The organism is Pseudomonas sp. TH37 (assembly GCF_016650735.1).
In the GTDB taxonomy this organism is placed as follows: Bacteria; Pseudomonadota; Gammaproteobacteria; order Pseudomonadales; family Pseudomonadaceae; genus Aquipseudomonas; species Aquipseudomonas farris.
On record NZ_JAEKFD010000002.1, the window covers coordinates 137,978 to 153,025 of the forward strand.

Genomic DNA, 15,048 nt, shown 5'->3' on the forward strand with positions numbered 1-15,048 from the left:
CGAAAGGACAAGGAACCCAACCATGATGGCGACAAAAATAATTCCGCCCGCCGATGGCGCCTATGCCTATCCCTTGCTGATCAAGCAATTATTGCTGTCCGGCGTGCGCTACGAACCGGGCCGGGAAATCGTCTACGCCGACAAATTGCGCTACAGCTACCAGACCCTCAACCAGCGGATCCGCAAGCTGGCCAACGCCTTGACCGCTGCCGGCGTCAAGGCCGGAGATACCGTGGCCTTGCTCGACTGGGACAGCCATCGCTACCTGGAATGCTTCTTTGCGGTACCGATGATCGGCGCGGTGCTGCATACCGTGAACATTCGTCTTTCGCCGGATCAGGTGCTCTTCACCATGAACCATGCCGAGGACGATCTGGTGCTGGTGCATGATGATTTCCTGCCGCTGGTTGAACAGATTCAGGGGCGGCTTGAAACCGTCAAAGGTTACCTGCAGCTCACGGACGACACAGTAATCGATACGTGGTTACCGGTGCTGGGGGAATATGAAAACGTATTGTCCAGGGCCGCAGACCAGTACGACTTTCCCGATTTCGATGAAAACTCGGTGGCGACCCTTTTCTACACCACGGGCACCACTGGCGACCCTAAAGGCGTGTATTTCACCCACCGCCAATTGGTCCTGCACACCTTGAATGCCGTGGGCACTTTGGGCGTCTATCAAGGCCTGCCGTTGCTGCGTTCCGATGATGTGTACATGCCCATCACCCCGATGTTTCACGTGCATGCCTGGGGTGTGCCTTATGTCGCCACCCTGATGGGGCTCAAGCAGGTGTACCCCGGCCGCTACGAACCCAACAGCCTGGTCAGGCTGTATCGTGAGGAAAAGGTCACTTTTTCCCACTGCGTGCCGACCATTCTGCAGATGATCTTGAGCTGCGAGGAAGCGGGACAGACCCGTTTCGATGGCTGGAAAATGCTCTTGGGTGGCAGCGCACTGACGCTGGGAATTGCCAGCGAAGCGAGCGCCCAAGGTATTCAGGTGCACAGCGGTTACGGCATGTCGGAAACATGCCCATTGCTGTGCCTGACGTACCTGCGTGATGAAGACCTCGAACAATCCACGCAAGCCCAACTGGCCACCCGCATCAAGACTGGCACGCCGGTGCCGATGGTCGACCTGAAAATCATCGATGCCAATGGCAATGACGTTGCCCATGACGGCGAGTCTCTGGGCGAGATCGTGGTGCGCGCACCCTGGCTGACCCAAGGCTATTTGAAGGAGCCCGAAAAGGGCGCCGAGTTGTGGCACAACGGCTGGATGCACACCGGCGATCTGGCCTCTATCGACGCCTTGGGAGGAGTGGAAATCAAAGATCGAATCAAGGATGTCATCAAGACGGGAGGGGAGTGGATCAGCTCCCTGGAACTGGAAAGCCTGATCAGCGAACACGCGGCGGTGATGTCGGTCGCGGTCGTGGGCATTGCCGATGAGCAATGGGGTGAACGGCCGATGGCGCTGGTGGTGTGCGAGCCTGGGCAGTATCTCGACCGCAAGATCCTGGAGGTGCATTTGCAAGGGTTTGTCGAGCGTGGCCGCATCAACAAATGGGCGATCCCCAAGCAGTTCAAGTTCGTCGCGCAGATTCCTAAAACCAGCGTTGGGAAGATTGATAAGAAGCTGATTCGGGAAAGCGAATTGGGGTGAAAAAGAAGATGGGGTACCTGGGGCGAGTGTTCGAATCACGCCGTCCCGACCCTATGATTCAATGACTAGCCCAATCTGAAAAGGTTGGGCTTTTTCATGTCCGAAAAACGATCAGTAGTCACTCATTCCCCGGCTTTCGTCGATTTGATGAGATTGTTGCGCAGTTTCACGATCGCATTCTGCATCTGCGTGAACTCGTCCGGTGTCAGGCCGGTTGCGTCGGAGAGGCCCATTTCGGGACGGCCTTCGCGCAACTGTCGACCATTCTTCGTCAGACTGATCCGCACCTGCCGCTCGTCCTCGGGATCACGCTGCCTCTGTAGATAGCCCATCGCTTCCAGCTTCTTCAGGATCGGTGTGAGCGTGTTCGATTCGAGAAACAGCTTCTCGCCCAGGCTGCCCACGGTTTGATTGTCTTCCTCCCATAGCGCAACGATGGTGATGTATTGCGTATAGGTGAGCCCCAGCTGCTCGAGTATCGGCTTGTAGGCCTTGCCGAAGGCCAGGTTCGTGGAATAGACCGCAAAACACAGAAAGTCGGAGAGCTTGGCGGGAGCCGTCTTGTCGGTGGGTTTCATGTGCTTCCTCGTTGGCCGTAGGAGCTGCCGAAGGCTGCGATCTTTTGATGCCGCCAAACATAAGCTCGTAAAGGCAAAATATACCGCGTATGCGATTGTGTCGGAACAGCTCTGACTTTCGACTATGGCCGGTTCGACAGCAACATCGAACCGGCCATACGGTGAATCATGAGGTGAGAGCGTTTATGGCCACATCGATATTGCCTCGCGTCGCCTTCGAGTACGGGCAGATTTGGTCCGCGGCATGCGCGAGCTCCGTCGCGACGTCTTGCGCCAAGCCCGGCACGCGGAGGTTCAGTCGAGCCTGGAGAAAGTAGGCCTGACCGGTCTGGCCCAGATCGACCTCAATATCAATGGACAGATCGGGCGGAAGCGTCACCTTCATATTTTTGGCCGCAAGCTCGACTGCAGCGGTGTAGCAAGCCGACCATGCGCCGGCGAACAGCTGCTCTGCGGTTGGGTGCGGTGCAATGGCTTTGAAGTCGTGCGCCAGTTTCGCGTTTCCAGGCGACGAGAGCTGGATGTCGAGGCCACGGGAAGAGTTGCCAGCATCGCTGAACGTCGTGTGGGTTTTGCCTGTCATCAGGACTTTTTCGATTTTGTTCATGGTTGAGGTCCTCAAAGTTTTGATGATTTTCTTATTCGCATGCGCTTAAAGCGTATGCGATATATGTGGCGTATCAACGCCGCGCGGTGCGTCATGCCGTGAGGACGTTCAGGGCCACGTCAATGTTACCCCGCGTCGCTTTCGAGTAAGGGCAAATTTGATCTGCGGTATGTGCCAGCGTCGTCGCGATGTCATGCGCCAGACCCGGTACGCGCAGAGTCAACCGAGCCTGGAGGAAGTACGCCGGACCGGTCTGACCCAGATCGACTTCGATGTCGACGGACAGATCAGACGGCAGCACCACGTTCATTTCATTTGCCACCAGCCCGACGGCGGCGGTGTAGCAGGCCGACCAGGCGCCGGCGAACAGCTGCTCTGCGGTTGGATGCGGTGCAATGGCTTTGAAGTCGTGCGCCAGTTTCGCGTTTCCAGGCGACGAGAGCTGGATGTCGAGGCTGCCGTTATGGCCCCGCGAAGTATTGCCAGCGGCGCTAACGGTGGTGTGAGTTTTGCCGGTGGCCAGGACTTTTTCGATCTTGCTCATGGGGTGGATCCTCAACGTTTCAAAAGATGTGATTTATATGTCGTATACGTTTGTATCGTATGCGATGTAATAATAATTACGCACACCCCCACCGATGTCAATTGATCGCGTTGCGCCGGCCGACGAGTGGTGCGGCCACACAAGGTCGACTGCTTTTAGCGATATGCCGAATTCGTCATCAACCCGACCTAAAGCGATCAAGCCGTGAGCCTTGGAATGGCCCAGTCTGGATGGTCTGTCCAAGGAGATGAGCATGATCCGACTGACCCTGATCGAAGCCCGTGAACTGGCCGAATCGATCCTGTTGCACAACGGTTTTAATCTGGCCCACGCGCAAGCGGTGGCGGCGACGGTGATCGCCGGCGAGCGCGATGGCTGTGCCTCCCACGGTTTGTACCGGATTCTGGGCTGCGTGAATTCCCTGCAGGCCGGCAAGGTGTCGGCCGATGCCGAGCCGCAGGTGATCGACCAGGCGCCGTCGATCGTGCGGGTGGATGCCGGTGGTGGTTTTTCGCAATTGGCGTTTCAGGCGGGGCTTGGGTTGCTGGCGGAGAAAACCCGGGCCAACGGGATTGCGGCGTTGGCGATCAATCGCTGTGTGCATTTCTCGGCGCTGTGGGTGGAGATCGAGCAGTTGACCGCTGCCGGGTTGGTGGCGCTGGCGTGTAATCCGAGTCATGCCTGGGTGGCACCGGCCGGGGGACATGTGCCGGTGTTCGGCACCAATCCCATTGCCTTTGGCTGGCCGCGTTCGGGGCAGGATCCGTTTGTGTTCGACTTCGCCACCAGTGCGATTGCCCGGGGTGATATCGAGTTGCATCGGCGTGCCGGCAAGGCGATTCCCGAGGGTTGGGGCGTGGACGCTGAGGGGCGGCCGAGCACCGATGCCAATGTGGTGCTCGACAGCGGCGCGATGCTGACGTTCGGCGGGCATAAGGGCTCGGCGCTGGCGGCGATGGTGGAGTTGATCGCCGGGCCGCTGATCGGTGACCTGACCAGTGCCGAGTCGCTGGCCTATGACGCGGGCAGCAAGTCGTCGCCGTACCATGGCGAGTTGATCATTGCGCTGGACCCGCGACGTTTTCTGGGGGCGGCCACTGAGGAACATTTGGCTCGGGCCGAAGTGTTGTTTCAGGGCATTGAAGGGCAGGGTGCACGCTTGCCGTCGCAACGGCGTTATGCGGCGCGGGCACGCAGTATGGTGGAGGGAGTGCAGATTCCTGAGGCGTTGTACAACGACCTGAAGGCGTTGCTGTCCTGATTGAATCAGAGTGCTCAACCCTGTGGGAGCGGGCTTGCCCGCGATTGCGGTGTGTCAGTCACGTTCAATTTGAAGGTGCCGACGTCATCGCGGGCAAGCCCGCTCCCACAGTTTTTTGAGTGTTTGTTAAACCGGTTCGCGGTGGATGTTGCCATCAACCAGTCGAGCAATGCCCAACGGGTTGGCGTTTTTCAGGGCGTCGGGCAGCAAGGCGTCCGGGCAGTTCTGGTAGCACACCGGGCGCAGGAAGCGCTCGATGGCCAGGCTGCCGACCGACGTGCCACGGGCGTCGGAGGTCGCCGGGTAGGGCCCGCCATGCACCATGGCATCGCAAACTTCGACGCCGGTGGGATAGCCGTTGAACAGCACCCGACCGACCTTTTGTTCCAGCTGCACCAGCAGATCGGCGTGTTCCTTCAGGTCCTGTGCTTCGCCAATCAACGTCGCGGTGAGTTGACCGTGCAAACTGTTAAGCGCTTGTCGCAACTCGGCCTTGTCGGCCACTTCGACGACAATAGTGGTCGGGCCGAACACTTCTTCCTGCAATAGCGGATCACCCTTGAACAACAGACTGACGTCGGCCTTGAACAGTTGCGGCCGCGCTTGATTGCCCTGCTGATCGTGGCCTTCCAAGCGGGTTATTCCCGGATGGTCGAGCAAGGCCTGCACACCTTTTTGGTAGCTGCCGAGGGTGCCGGCGTTGAGCATGGTTTGCGCCGGTTGTTCGGCCATCAAGGCACTGAGCCGCGCGGTGAAAGCGCTGAAGTGGGGTGAGCGCATACCCATCACCAACCCCGGATTGGTACAGAACTGACCGCAACCCTGGACCACCGACGCCACCAGTTCACCGGCGATTTTCTCGCCACGGGCGAGCAGGGCTTCCGGCAATATGAGTACCGGGTTGATGCTGCTCATTTCGGCGAACACCGGGATCGGTTGTGGCCGTGCGGCGGCCATGTCACAGAGGGCGCGACCGCCCTTTAGCGAGCCGGTGAAACCGACGGCCTGGATCACCGGATGCTTGACCAGCGCTTCACCGACGCCCGCGCCGTAGATCATGTTGAACACACCGTTGGGCATGTCGGTTTGCTCGGCGGCGCGGATGATTGCATCGGCCACGCGTTCGGCGGTCGCCATGTGTCCGCTGTGGGCCTTGAACACCACCGGGCAACCGGCGGCCAGGGCGGCAGCGGTGTCACCGCCGGCGGTGGAAAAGGCCAGCGGGAAATTACTGGCGCCGAACACGGCCACCGGACCGACGCCGATCCGGTATTGACGCAGGTCGACCCGTGGCAGTGGCTGACGGTCGGGCAAGGCACGGTCGATGCGCGCACCATAGAAATCGCCCCGGCGCAGAACCTGGGCGAACAGGCGCATTTGGTTGCTGGTACGGCTGCGTTCACCTTGAATGCGCCCGGTCGGCAGCGCGGTTTCGCGGGTGACCAGAGCGACGAATTCATCATCCAGCGTATCCAGTTGCGCGGCGATGGCCTCAAGAAATTCTGCACGGCGAGTCGCTGGCAAGTTGCGAAAGGCCGGGTAAGCGGTAGCAGCGGCCTGGGCGGCGGCGTCCACTTCCTCTGCGGTGGCTTGCATGAAAGAGAAGGGCAGTGCTTCGCCGGTACTGGCGTCGTGACTGTGCAGAGTGATGCTGCCAGCGGCGCTGCGGGAGCCGCCGATGTAGTTGTGGCCGATGATCTCGGGCATCGAAAAAACTCCTGTCGAAAAAGGTGGGTTCCCTGTAGGAGCGGGCTTGCCCGCGAAGACGTCGGCACAGTCAATATTGATGTCGCCTGATGCGCGGCCTTCGCGGGCAAGCCCGCTCCTACAGGTATTGAGCTCAGGCCAGTGAATCACCCCGGCGTGTGGCCGGCACGGCGCTATCCAGTGCAGCAATACGCGCGGCGGATTCCGCATCCACCTGATGCAACGACTTGCCACGGGTTTCCCGGGTCAGGCCGACGGCAACGATGGAGATCAGCGCGGCGCCCACCAGGTACCAGGCGATGGGTGTCGAGCTGTGATATTTGTTGAGCAGCGTGATGGCAATCAGCGGTGCCAGGGAACCGGCGAAAATCGGCGCCACCTGATAGCACAGTGAAAGGGCGGTGTAGCGCACGTGGGTCGGGAACATTTCGGCCATCAGAGCCGAGTAGGGCGCATAGGTCATAGACTCGATGCCCAGGCCCAGAATGATCGCCGCCATGATCAGCCAGTTATTGCCGGTGTCCATCATCGGGAAACCGACAAAGCCCCAGAACGCAGTGAGCACCGCGCCGGTCAGGTAGATCGGTTTGCGCCCGACGATATCCGACAGATAGCCCATCAACGGAATCAGGAAGAAGTGCACCAAGTGCGCGCCGAACATCAGTAGCAGAATTTCCGAAGTGTCCTTGTGCACCACCAGTTTCAGATAGGTGATCGAAAAGGTGACCACGGTGTAATAGAGGATGTTCTCGGCAAAGCGTGCGCCGATGCCGACCAGCACGGCGCGCCAGTGATGACGCAGCACTTCGACCACGCCCAGCTGTTGTTGCTTGGTCTGCGCCTGACGGGCCTGGGCTTCTTTGAAGATCGGCGCGTCATCGACGCTGGTGCGAATCCAGTAGCCGATCAGCACCACCACCGCCGAGAACCAGAACGCCACGCGCCAGCCCCAAGCGAGGAATTGCTCCTCCGACAGGTTCGACGACAACAGCAACAGCGCGACCGTGGCCACCAGGTTGCCGGCCGGCACCCCGGCTTGCGGCCAACTGGCCCAGAAGCCTCGACGGTTGTCGGGGCAGTGTTCGGACACCAGCAGAATCGCGCCGCCCCATTCACCGCCAAAGGCAAAGCCCTGGATCAGCCGCAGCAACACCAATAACACTGGCGCGGCATAGCCGATGCTGTCGAAGCCCGGCAGGCATCCCATCAGAAAAGTCGTGATGCCGACCACCACCAGGCTCAGTTGCAGCAGGCGTTTGCGGCCGAACTTGTCACCGTAGTGACCGAACACCAGACCACCCAATGGGCGGGCGAGAAAGCCGACCGCGTACAGGGCGAAAGCGGCGATGATGCCGTCGATGGGGCTGTCAGTCTGGCGGAAGAACAACTGGCCGAAGACCAGTGCCGAGGCGGTGCCGTAGAGAAAGAACTCATACCACTCGGCGACGGTGCCTGCCATGGCGGCGGCCACTACGCGTTTGAGTCCCGAGGGGGTGGTTGCGCTTTGCGTGTGTAGAGGATTGGACATGCTGGCGTTTCCTGTAGAGGCGCAAAAACAGGCAGCCGGGCCGGGTCCGCAAAGACCCGCCCGGCAATCACTCAGAGACCGACGTCGGGCAATTCCGGGCGGTTAGCCAAGGCCTTGGCCATGATCTGCTCGACGAACACCCGATCGGCTTCTGGCAGTGCCAGGCGTGGCGGACGGGTCAGCGCGCTGCCGCGACCGGCGATGGCTTCACAGAGCTTGATGCATTGCACCAGGTCGGCGCGGGCATCGAGGTGCAGGATCGGCATCAGCCATTCGTAGATCGGCATGGCTTCGGCGAAGCGACCGGCCTTGGCCAGGCGGAAGATGGTTTCGCCTTCTTTCGGGAATACGTTCGACATGCCCGAGACCCAGCCTTCGGCACCTACCGCGATGCTTTCCAGTACCACGTCGTCCAAACCTGCGAACAGCACGAAACGGTCGCCGACTTCATTGCGCACGTCGATGAAACGACGGGTATCGCCTGACGAATCCTTGAAGCACACCACGTTGTCGCAGTCGGCCAGGGAAATCAGGATGTCCGGGGTGACGTCGTTTTTGTAGATCGGCGGGTTGTTGTAGACCATCAGCGGTACGTCGGCGTTTTTCGCCACGTAGCGGTAGTGCTCGGCGGTCTCGAACGGCTTGGAACCGTAGACCAGCGCCGGCATCAACATCACGCCGTCGACGCCGACCCGGCGCACGGCATTGGCGACCTTGGCCGCTTGCACACTGGTGAACTCGGCCACGCCGCAGATCACTGGCACGCGACCCCGGGAGGCGTCGACCGCGACTTCGGTCACGGCGATTTTTTCTTCGGCGGTCAATGAGGTGTTTTCCCCCACCGAACCGCACACCACCAGGCCTGATACGCCGTCACGGATCACGTTGGAAATCACCTGATGGGTTTTTTCCAGGTTGATGGTGAAGTCATCGTTGAATTGAGTGGTCACCGCGGGGAAGACGCCACTCCAGTTAATACGCTTGCTCATTGTTGCCTCCGGTTCGTTAATTGTATTTCGTATACGATATTTTAAATGACAATGACTCGGCTAGTGTTTTTTTCAATTAGTCAGGGGTTTTTGGTAGCCGTTGGTCTGGGGGAGTTTCAGGCACCTGGCCATGTGTCAGACAGGCGATAGCCCTGTGGCCACGGATCGCTCGGATCGAGCAGCAATTGGTGGGTGCCGGTGATCCAGGCCCGGCCGGAAATGCACGGGTAGATCGCCGGGCGTCCGGCCACTTCGGTCAGGGAATCGATGCGGCAGTGGAATTCCGAACCGATGATCGAACGGCCAATAAAGCGCTCACCGACCTGCATCAAGCCCTTGGCCTGCAGCACCGCCATGCGCGCCGAGCAGCCAGTGCCGGTGGGTGAGCGGTCGATCTTGCCGGGTTGAATCACCACCGCGTTGGCGCCGGTGGCGATGCCATTTTCAACGACGATGGGCGCGGCAATCTGGCAGAAGGAAATATGTGACCACTCAGGGTTCAGCGGATGGACGAAGCCCAATTGTTCATTGGCCGCGCGAGTGATTTTCAACCCGACCGCCACCAGGTCGGCAGCCTCATCAGGACGGATGGAAAAGCCCAGGCACTCGGCGTCGGCGATCACAAAGCTGTCGCCGCCATACGCAGTGTCGACCTGCAACGAGCCGATGCCTTCGACTTCGATCCAGGCGTCGAGGCGGTCAGCGAAGGAGGGCACGTTCTTGATTTCTACCCGCTCGACCTTGCCATCACGGCAATCGGCCACAGCCTCGATCAGGCCGCCGGGTGCTTCGAGCACCAGTCGGGTTTGTGGTTCGGTCATCGGCAGAATGCCGCTGTCGAGCAGCACGGTGGCGACGCACAACGAATTGGAGCCGGACATCGGTGGCGTGTCCGCCGGTTCCATGATGATCCAGGCCATTTGCGCCCGAGGATCCTTGGCCGGCACCAGCAGATTGACGTGACGGAACACGCCGCCGCGAGGCTCGTTGAGCACGAAGTTGCGCAGTGTCTGATCCTTGGCGATCCAGCGCGATTGCTCCCACACAGTGGCGCCCGGTGGTGGGGCGACACCGCCGACGATCACATCGCCGACTTCGCCTTCGGCATGACAGCTGACTACATGAATCACTTTCGATGAGCGCATGGGTTGCTCCTTCTATTGCCTGTTGAGGCCTCATCGCGGGCAAGCCCGCTCCCACAGGGTTTGATGGTGTACACAAAATTGGTGGCCAACACAGATACCTGTGGGAGCGGGCTTGCCCGCGAAGGGGCCATCAGTTACTTCACCGATTTCAGAAATGCCGCCGTTTCCGCATGCACCGGGTTACCAATCACCTCTCACACACAGTGATCTGGGTTGGCCACCGATTTTGCGGACACCAACAAACCCTGTGGGAGCGGGCTTGCCCGCGATGGGGTCATCCGTTACTTCACCGATTTCAGAAAAGTCGCCGTTTCCGCATGCACCGGATTACCAATCACCTGATCCGGCGAGCCGATCTCGTGCACCAGGCCATTGCGAAAGAACGCCACGCGGTCGGATACATCGCGGGCAAAGCGGATTTCGTGGGTCACCAGCACCATGGTCATGCCGTCTTCGGCGAGCATGCGCATGGTGTCCAGCACCTCACCGACCAATTGCGGGTCGAGGGCCGACGTGGCTTCGTCGAACAGCATGTAGTCCGGCGACATGGCCAGGGCGCGAGCGATGGCCATGCGTTGCTGCTGGCCTCCGGACAACTTGCCGGGGAAGGTCTTGAGCTTGTCGGCAAGGCCCACGTGGGTCAGTTGTCGCACCGCCAACTCCTCGGCGTCGCACTTGCTTTTACCCAGGACTTTGCGTGGCGCCAGCATCACGTTTTCCAGCACCGTCAGGTGCGGGAAGGCATTCCATTGCTGGAACACGATGCCGATTTTCTGCCGCAGGCGATTGAGGTCGGTGGCGCTGTCATGGACCTCGACGCCGTCGACGCGAATGCTGCCTTTCTGGATCGGTTCCAGGCCGTTGATGCACATCAGCAGGGTCGATTTGCCGGAGCCCGAGCCGCCGATGATCGACACCACCTCGCCCTTGTTCACTGTCAGGCTGACACCCTTGACCACGGCGAGGTCGCCGAAGGATTTATGTACGTTGTCGATCTCAATCATTTTCTTGCCACCTTCTTTCCAGACGAGCGCCCAGGCGTGCGACCACCAGGCTCATGACGTAGTAAATAAGGCCCGCGATGCACAGCACCAGCAACGGTTCCTGGATGCGGGTGACGATGGTTTGCGAGGCGCGCAGCAGTTCGACGATGCCGATCCACATCACCAGCGCGGTGTCTTTCATCACGCCGAGCACCAGGTTCAGCCAGCCGGGAAAAGCCACCCGGGTGGCCATCGGCAGGACGATCCAGCGCAAGTCCTGCAGGAAGCTCAGGCCCAGCGAACGACTGGCCCGGCGCAGGGTGAACGGCACCGACAGCACGCCAGCGCGCACGATCTCGGTGAAATACGCGGCGGCGTAAACCCCCAGCACAATGCAGCCGACGCTGAAGGCGCTGATGTTCAAACCGACGATGCTTTTGAGCGAGTTGAACAGCACGAACTGGATCAGCAACGGCACGCTGCGAAACACGTCCAGCACCCAGGCCAGAGGCAGACTGGCCCGCGGCAACAAGGCCCGCAGCAGGCCGAAGAGCAAGCCGGCGAGGGAGCCGAGCATGATCGACCAGAACGTCAATTGCAGCGTGACCCAGGCGCCATTGAGCAGGAACAACAGGTCATTGGAGGAAAAACCGGTGGAAAACATGCACAGCTCCTCAGTAACGGAACAACCGCCAAGCCATCAGCCGGGCTGCCGCGACGATCGCCTTGGCAATCAGGTAATACAGCACCGCTGCGATGGCGAAGAACTCGAAGGTGCGGAACGTTTTGACGTTGTAGTCCTGGGTCACGCCGGTCAGGTCATTGTTCAGCCCGACGATCACCCCCAACGACGTCATCAGCACCGCCCAGACCATTTGATTAGTCAGCGGGTAGAAGACGATTCGCAGCAGCTGCGGGACGATGATCATGCGGTAGGCCTGGAAGGCACTCATGCCCAGCGAACGTGCAGCGCGCACTTGTGTGTCCGGTACGGCCTTGAGGCCACCGCGAAAGTTCTCCGCCAGATACCCGGCATTGTTGAAGGTGATCCCGGCCAGCAGGGCGAGCCATGAACTGACGTGCATGCCCAGCGAGCCGAGGCCGAAGTAGAGGACGTAGATCTGGAACAGCGACGGGGTGTTGCGCGCGATCGATACCCAGCCGTTGCCGATGCCGCGCAGCAGCGGGTTTTTGCTTTCGCGCATCACGGTCAGGGCCAGGGCGATCAGCACGCCGAAGATCATCGACAGCGCCGCGGTCTCGAAGGTGACCAGGGCACCGGCAAGCATGTCCGGCAGGGCGCGCAGCGCTGAGCGCCATTGGAAGCTGTAGTCAAACATGCGCAGGGCTCTCCAGTAGGGCGGCAGGTTGTAGCCACGCCGGCAGGCGTCCGCTGGCGGTGGCATTGCAGGCGGCATCGAGGCATTCGGCGAGGCTGGCGAAATGCACCTTGCGGCCCACCAGGCCGGGTGCGTAATGGGAGTATTTGCCGGAGTTGGTCATCAAGGTTTTTGCGGCCAGCGGGATCACCGGTTCGCCGAGCATGCACCAGCAGGTATCGGTGACCAGGGTGGCGCCGAAAGCTTCGATCACGGCGATATGCCCGGCTTCGCGAGCCTGCTCCAGCACGGCACGGCCGCAGGTAATGGCGAGGACCACGTCGGGGTGTTTGTGCCGACCGAGACACAACCGCGCGAGGTGGGCGAACTCGCTGAGGGAGAAATGCGGATTGCCCAGCGAGACCACATCCACTTGGTTGTCGCGGGCACTGTTGAGTTCGCGCCAGCTGAGCAGCAGATCCTTCAAGAGGATGTGTTCCACCGGCACCGGGTTATCCGTGTCCAGCACTTGAAACGGGTCGATGGCCTCCGGAGTGACTCCGGCGATGTGGAACAAGGGTGCGGCGGACGTGGTGGCAAATGCCGCGCCGAAAGCTTTGAGGTCGTCCAGGCTCGGCTGGCGGTTTTCCAACCCGCGCACCAGTGGAATCCGGCTGCCCGCCAGCGCGCCGATGTGGTAACCGAGCAGCGGGTAGAAGGCGTCGTCCAGTTCACCCAAGGCGGGCAACTCGATCTGCAGCCGGGCCTTGCGTTGCGCGTCCAGATGGCAGCCGATCAACGGGGCGCGGCCAGTCAGCGCGATGCAGATGTCCAGATAGTCCGGGTACTTCAGGGTGCGTGCACCGAGCACGCTGTTGGCGTAAACCACCGCGTTGGATTCGGCCCAGACGATCTGCTCGCCAGCCTTTGGCGCGCTGTCGAGCAGGTAGGGCGCGCAGGTGAAACTCAGCTGTGCGCCCATTGCCATATAAGCATCGCCCAAGGCACTGGCCGGTTCGCCGAGGGCGGGATCAATGCCTAGCTCGCGCCAGCGGCGCTGGTCCACGGAAATCGAATTGAGGGTGGTGGGCACCCGCACTGTTGCTCCCCATTGCACCAACTGTTGGGCAAAACGCAGGCTCGCAGGTCCCGTGTAGATGCAGCCGTCAATGTGCGCTTGGGTGATATCCACCAGAAGTCGGGCACCTTGCAGTTCGGCCATGCGCAGGACGATCTGCATCGCCACCTGCGCGGCCTTGCCATGCTGACCGTCGAGCAGCGCCCGGTCGTGTTCGGTGAGTTCGATCGCGGTGGCGATATCGGTGCTCGGCAAAGGGCTGTCGAGTGCCTGCCAGGCATCGCCCGGCAGGAGCTCGAACAGGCTCAGCGTTGTGTCCTCGACCCGAGCGAAGGCCTTACCGCGCAGAGCGGCGAAGGCCTCCCGGCCGATGCACAGCACCGGCAGGGAACGCTCGAAAATGGTCTGTGCCACAAGCACGCCCAGGGTCAGGATCTCATCGGGCTCGGCCAGCACCAGTGCGGCCGGTGCGTGACCGTTGCTGATCAGTTCCATCAACACGCTACTACCGGTGCACGAGCCGCGACCGCTGGGAATGGCCAGCACACGGCCGGCCAGGTATTCGCCGCTGAGCGGGTGGTGACGGTCAATGATCTCGCCGCTATATGGATCGACCCCGCCCCAGAAACTCAACCCGATATCGGCGAACAGCAGGGCACCCTCGGCGGCGCCCGCGACCAGGATGCGACCGGTCAGAGAAGTGGGCCTAGGCATGCCGGACATCTCAGTAGTAGACCTTTGGCACGGTCAGGTCGGTGGGTGAAATCTCGGTGCCGACCCATTTGGTGAACAGCTCGTTGTAACGGCCTGTTCGCACTTGCTGGTTCACGAACAGGTCGAGATACCGGAGTAGACCGTACTCGTTGCGCTTGGCGCCGAGGGAAACGTAGTCGATCACGTACGGCGCGTTACCGGCGACTTTCAGGTTTTTGTATTTGCCGGATTTGAGAGTGGCGGCGGCCACGGTGTTGGTAACCACGGTGGCGTCGATATGACCCTGGGCGACTGCCAGCAGAGTGTCGTTTTGCGACTGATAGGCGCGGAAGGTGCCGGTGCCCCATTTCTTCACGTCTTTCTCCAGGGCGATGGCCTCATAGGTGCCGCTGGTGTTGCCCACGGGTTTGCCCTTGATGTCATCGAAACTGTTGATGCCAGTGTCGTCGCGGGTCAACACCACCATCTGGAAGGCAAAGTAGGGCACGGTAAGGCCGACGGTCTTGGCCCGCTCGAGGGTGTCGGAGGTGGAGGCGACGATCACGTCGGCACGCCCGGAGACCAGCGCCGGAATGCGATCCGGGAATGGCGTCTCTACCACTTCGGCGTCGACCCCAAGGATTTTCGCCAGGTCATGGCAGTAGTCCACGTCAAAACCGGCCGGGTTGTTGCCTGCATCGCGAAAACCCATGGGCGGGAAGTCCAGGGTCACGGCGCAGCGCAGCTTGCCTGAACCGATGATGTCGTCGAGTTTGTCGGCCTGGGCGGTGGCAATAAAGGAGGTACTGAGAACAGCGCTGAGGGCTACGGCAAATGCGGGGTTTTTCATAGAGGCCTCGTTGAAGTGAAGTGCTGTTGGATATCGTATTGGGGATTTCGTATACGATATTAACAATAGCAATCAACGTGCCTATTTCCAGGCAGGGGTG

Annotated in this window: 14 protein-coding genes; 2 read left to right on the forward strand and 12 right to left on the reverse strand. The window is 60.6% G+C overall.

What is annotated here, in order from left to right:
* The first annotated feature begins 22 nt into the window (after nucleotides 1-22).
* Entirely contained in the window at nucleotides 23-1,666 is a 1,644-nt protein-coding gene (locus JFU11_RS05720) for a fatty acid--CoA ligase (protein WP_201060031.1), read from the forward strand.
* 122 nt (nucleotides 1,667-1,788) lie between these two features.
* On the opposite strand, the gene JFU11_RS05725 is transcribed toward JFU11_RS05720, so the two are convergent.
* The 3 genes from JFU11_RS05725 to JFU11_RS05735 all read right to left on the reverse strand — a co-directional run bounded on the left by JFU11_RS05725 (nucleotide 1,789) and on the right by JFU11_RS05735 (nucleotide 3,395).
* Nucleotides 1,789-2,244, reverse strand: coding sequence for a MarR family transcriptional regulator (locus JFU11_RS05725; protein ID WP_201060032.1), 456 nt, complete (start codon nucleotides 2,242-2,244; stop codon nucleotides 1,789-1,791).
* Nucleotides 2,245-2,410: 166 nt separating this feature from the next.
* Nucleotides 2,411-2,851: an Ohr family peroxiredoxin gene (locus JFU11_RS05730; RefSeq protein WP_123721025.1), complete on the reverse strand. Its 441-nt coding sequence runs from the start codon at nucleotides 2,849-2,851 to the stop codon at nucleotides 2,411-2,413.
* A 91-nt stretch (nucleotides 2,852-2,942) separates the two neighbouring features.
* Nucleotides 2,943-3,395, reverse strand: a complete 453-nt coding sequence (locus tag JFU11_RS05735; protein WP_201060033.1) for an Ohr family peroxiredoxin — start codon at nucleotides 3,393-3,395, stop codon at nucleotides 2,943-2,945.
* Between the two features lie 253 nt (nucleotides 3,396-3,648).
* On the opposite strand from JFU11_RS05735, the gene JFU11_RS05740 reads away from it, so the two are divergent.
* Nucleotides 3,649-4,656: an Ldh family oxidoreductase gene (locus tag JFU11_RS05740; protein ID WP_201060034.1), complete on the forward strand. Its 1,008-nt coding sequence runs from the start codon at nucleotides 3,649-3,651 to the stop codon at nucleotides 4,654-4,656.
* 126 nt (nucleotides 4,657-4,782) lie between these two features.
* Here the strand turns inward: JFU11_RS05740 and JFU11_RS05745 are convergent, their stop codons facing one another.
* The 9 genes from JFU11_RS05745 to JFU11_RS05785 all read right to left on the reverse strand — a co-directional run bounded on the left by JFU11_RS05745 (nucleotide 4,783) and on the right by JFU11_RS05785 (nucleotide 14,948).
* The gene (locus JFU11_RS05745) at nucleotides 4,783-6,363 is read right to left on the reverse strand and encodes an aldehyde dehydrogenase (NADP(+)) (RefSeq protein ID WP_201060035.1); all 1,581 of its coding nucleotides are present in this window, start codon (nucleotides 6,361-6,363) and stop codon (nucleotides 4,783-4,785) included.
* 133 nt (nucleotides 6,364-6,496) lie between these two features.
* On the reverse strand, nucleotides 6,497-7,891 hold the full coding sequence (gene abaF, locus JFU11_RS05750; protein ID WP_123721028.1) for a fosfomycin efflux MFS transporter AbaF: 1,395 nt from the start codon (nucleotides 7,889-7,891) through the stop codon (nucleotides 6,497-6,499).
* Nucleotides 7,892-7,962: 71 nt separating this feature from the next.
* Entirely contained in the window at nucleotides 7,963-8,880 is a 918-nt protein-coding gene (locus JFU11_RS05755; RefSeq protein WP_030132201.1) for a dihydrodipicolinate synthase family protein, read from the reverse strand.
* Nucleotides 8,881-8,996: 116 nt separating this feature from the next.
* Nucleotides 8,997-10,025 carry a proline racemase family protein gene (locus JFU11_RS05760; RefSeq protein ID WP_201060036.1) on the reverse strand — a complete coding sequence of 343 codons (1,029 nt, stop codon included), beginning with the start codon at nucleotides 10,023-10,025 and terminating at the stop codon, nucleotides 8,997-8,999.
* A gap of 281 nt (nucleotides 10,026-10,306) precedes the next feature.
* Nucleotides 10,307-11,029, reverse strand: coding sequence for an amino acid ABC transporter ATP-binding protein (locus tag JFU11_RS05765; RefSeq protein ID WP_201060037.1), 723 nt, complete (start codon nucleotides 11,027-11,029; stop codon nucleotides 10,307-10,309).
* Nucleotides 11,022-11,672, reverse strand: a complete 651-nt coding sequence (locus JFU11_RS05770; RefSeq protein WP_030132198.1) for an amino acid ABC transporter permease — start codon at nucleotides 11,670-11,672, stop codon at nucleotides 11,022-11,024. Before JFU11_RS05770 ends, JFU11_RS05765 begins: the two co-directional genes overlap by 8 nt.
* A 10-nt stretch (nucleotides 11,673-11,682) precedes the next feature.
* Nucleotides 11,683-12,348: an amino acid ABC transporter permease gene (locus JFU11_RS05775; protein ID WP_123721031.1), complete on the reverse strand. Its 666-nt coding sequence runs from the start codon at nucleotides 12,346-12,348 to the stop codon at nucleotides 11,683-11,685.
* Nucleotides 12,341-14,119: an aconitase family protein gene (locus JFU11_RS05780; protein ID WP_201087355.1), complete on the reverse strand. Its 1,779-nt coding sequence runs from the start codon at nucleotides 14,117-14,119 to the stop codon at nucleotides 12,341-12,343. The genes JFU11_RS05775 and JFU11_RS05780 overlap by 8 nt, the downstream gene beginning before the upstream one ends.
* A 10-nt stretch (nucleotides 14,120-14,129) precedes the next feature.
* Nucleotides 14,130-14,948, reverse strand: a complete 819-nt coding sequence (locus JFU11_RS05785; protein ID WP_201060039.1) for a transporter substrate-binding domain-containing protein — start codon at nucleotides 14,946-14,948, stop codon at nucleotides 14,130-14,132.
* Nucleotides 14,949-15,048 lie beyond the last annotated feature (100 nt).

What these genes read in the sequence shown, in the direction of transcription:
- JFU11_RS05770 (WP_030132198.1), bottom strand. Translation starts at nt 11,672, where the DNA reads ATGTTTTCCACCGGTTTTTCCTCCAATGACCTGTTGTTCCTGCTCAAT.
- JFU11_RS05730 (WP_123721025.1), bottom strand. Translation starts at nt 2,851, where the DNA reads ATGAACAAAATCGAAAAAGTCCTGATGACAGGCAAAACCCACACGACG.
- JFU11_RS05740 (WP_201060034.1), top strand. Translation starts at nt 3,649, where the DNA reads ATGATCCGACTGACCCTGATCGAAGCCCGTGAACTGGCCGAATCGATC.
- JFU11_RS05760 (WP_201060036.1), bottom strand. Translation starts at nt 10,025, where the DNA reads ATGCGCTCATCGAAAGTGATTCATGTAGTCAGCTGTCATGCCGAAGGC.
- JFU11_RS05765 (WP_201060037.1), bottom strand. Translation starts at nt 11,029, where the DNA reads ATGATTGAGATCGACAACGTACATAAATCCTTCGGCGACCTCGCCGTG.
- JFU11_RS05775 (WP_123721031.1), bottom strand. Translation starts at nt 12,348, where the DNA reads ATGTTTGACTACAGCTTCCAATGGCGCTCAGCGCTGCGCGCCCTGCCG.
- JFU11_RS05735 (WP_201060033.1), bottom strand. Translation starts at nt 3,395, where the DNA reads ATGAGCAAGATCGAAAAAGTCCTGGCCACCGGCAAAACTCACACCACC.
- JFU11_RS05755 (WP_030132201.1), bottom strand. Translation starts at nt 8,880, where the DNA reads ATGAGCAAGCGTATTAACTGGAGTGGCGTCTTCCCCGCGGTGACCACT.
- JFU11_RS05725 (WP_201060032.1), bottom strand. Translation starts at nt 2,244, where the DNA reads ATGAAACCCACCGACAAGACGGCTCCCGCCAAGCTCTCCGACTTTCTG.
- JFU11_RS05780 (WP_201087355.1), bottom strand. Translation starts at nt 14,119, where the DNA reads ATGCCTAGGCCCACTTCTCTGACCGGTCGCATCCTGGTCGCGGGCGCC.
- JFU11_RS05745 (WP_201060035.1), bottom strand. Translation starts at nt 6,363, where the DNA reads ATGCCCGAGATCATCGGCCACAACTACATCGGCGGCTCCCGCAGCGCC.
- JFU11_RS05720 (WP_201060031.1), top strand. Translation starts at nt 23, where the DNA reads ATGATGGCGACAAAAATAATTCCGCCCGCCGATGGCGCCTATGCCTAT.
- JFU11_RS05785 (WP_201060039.1), bottom strand. Translation starts at nt 14,948, where the DNA reads ATGAAAAACCCCGCATTTGCCGTAGCCCTCAGCGCTGTTCTCAGTACC.
- abaF (WP_123721028.1), bottom strand. Translation starts at nt 7,891, where the DNA reads ATGTCCAATCCTCTACACACGCAAAGCGCAACCACCCCCTCGGGACTC.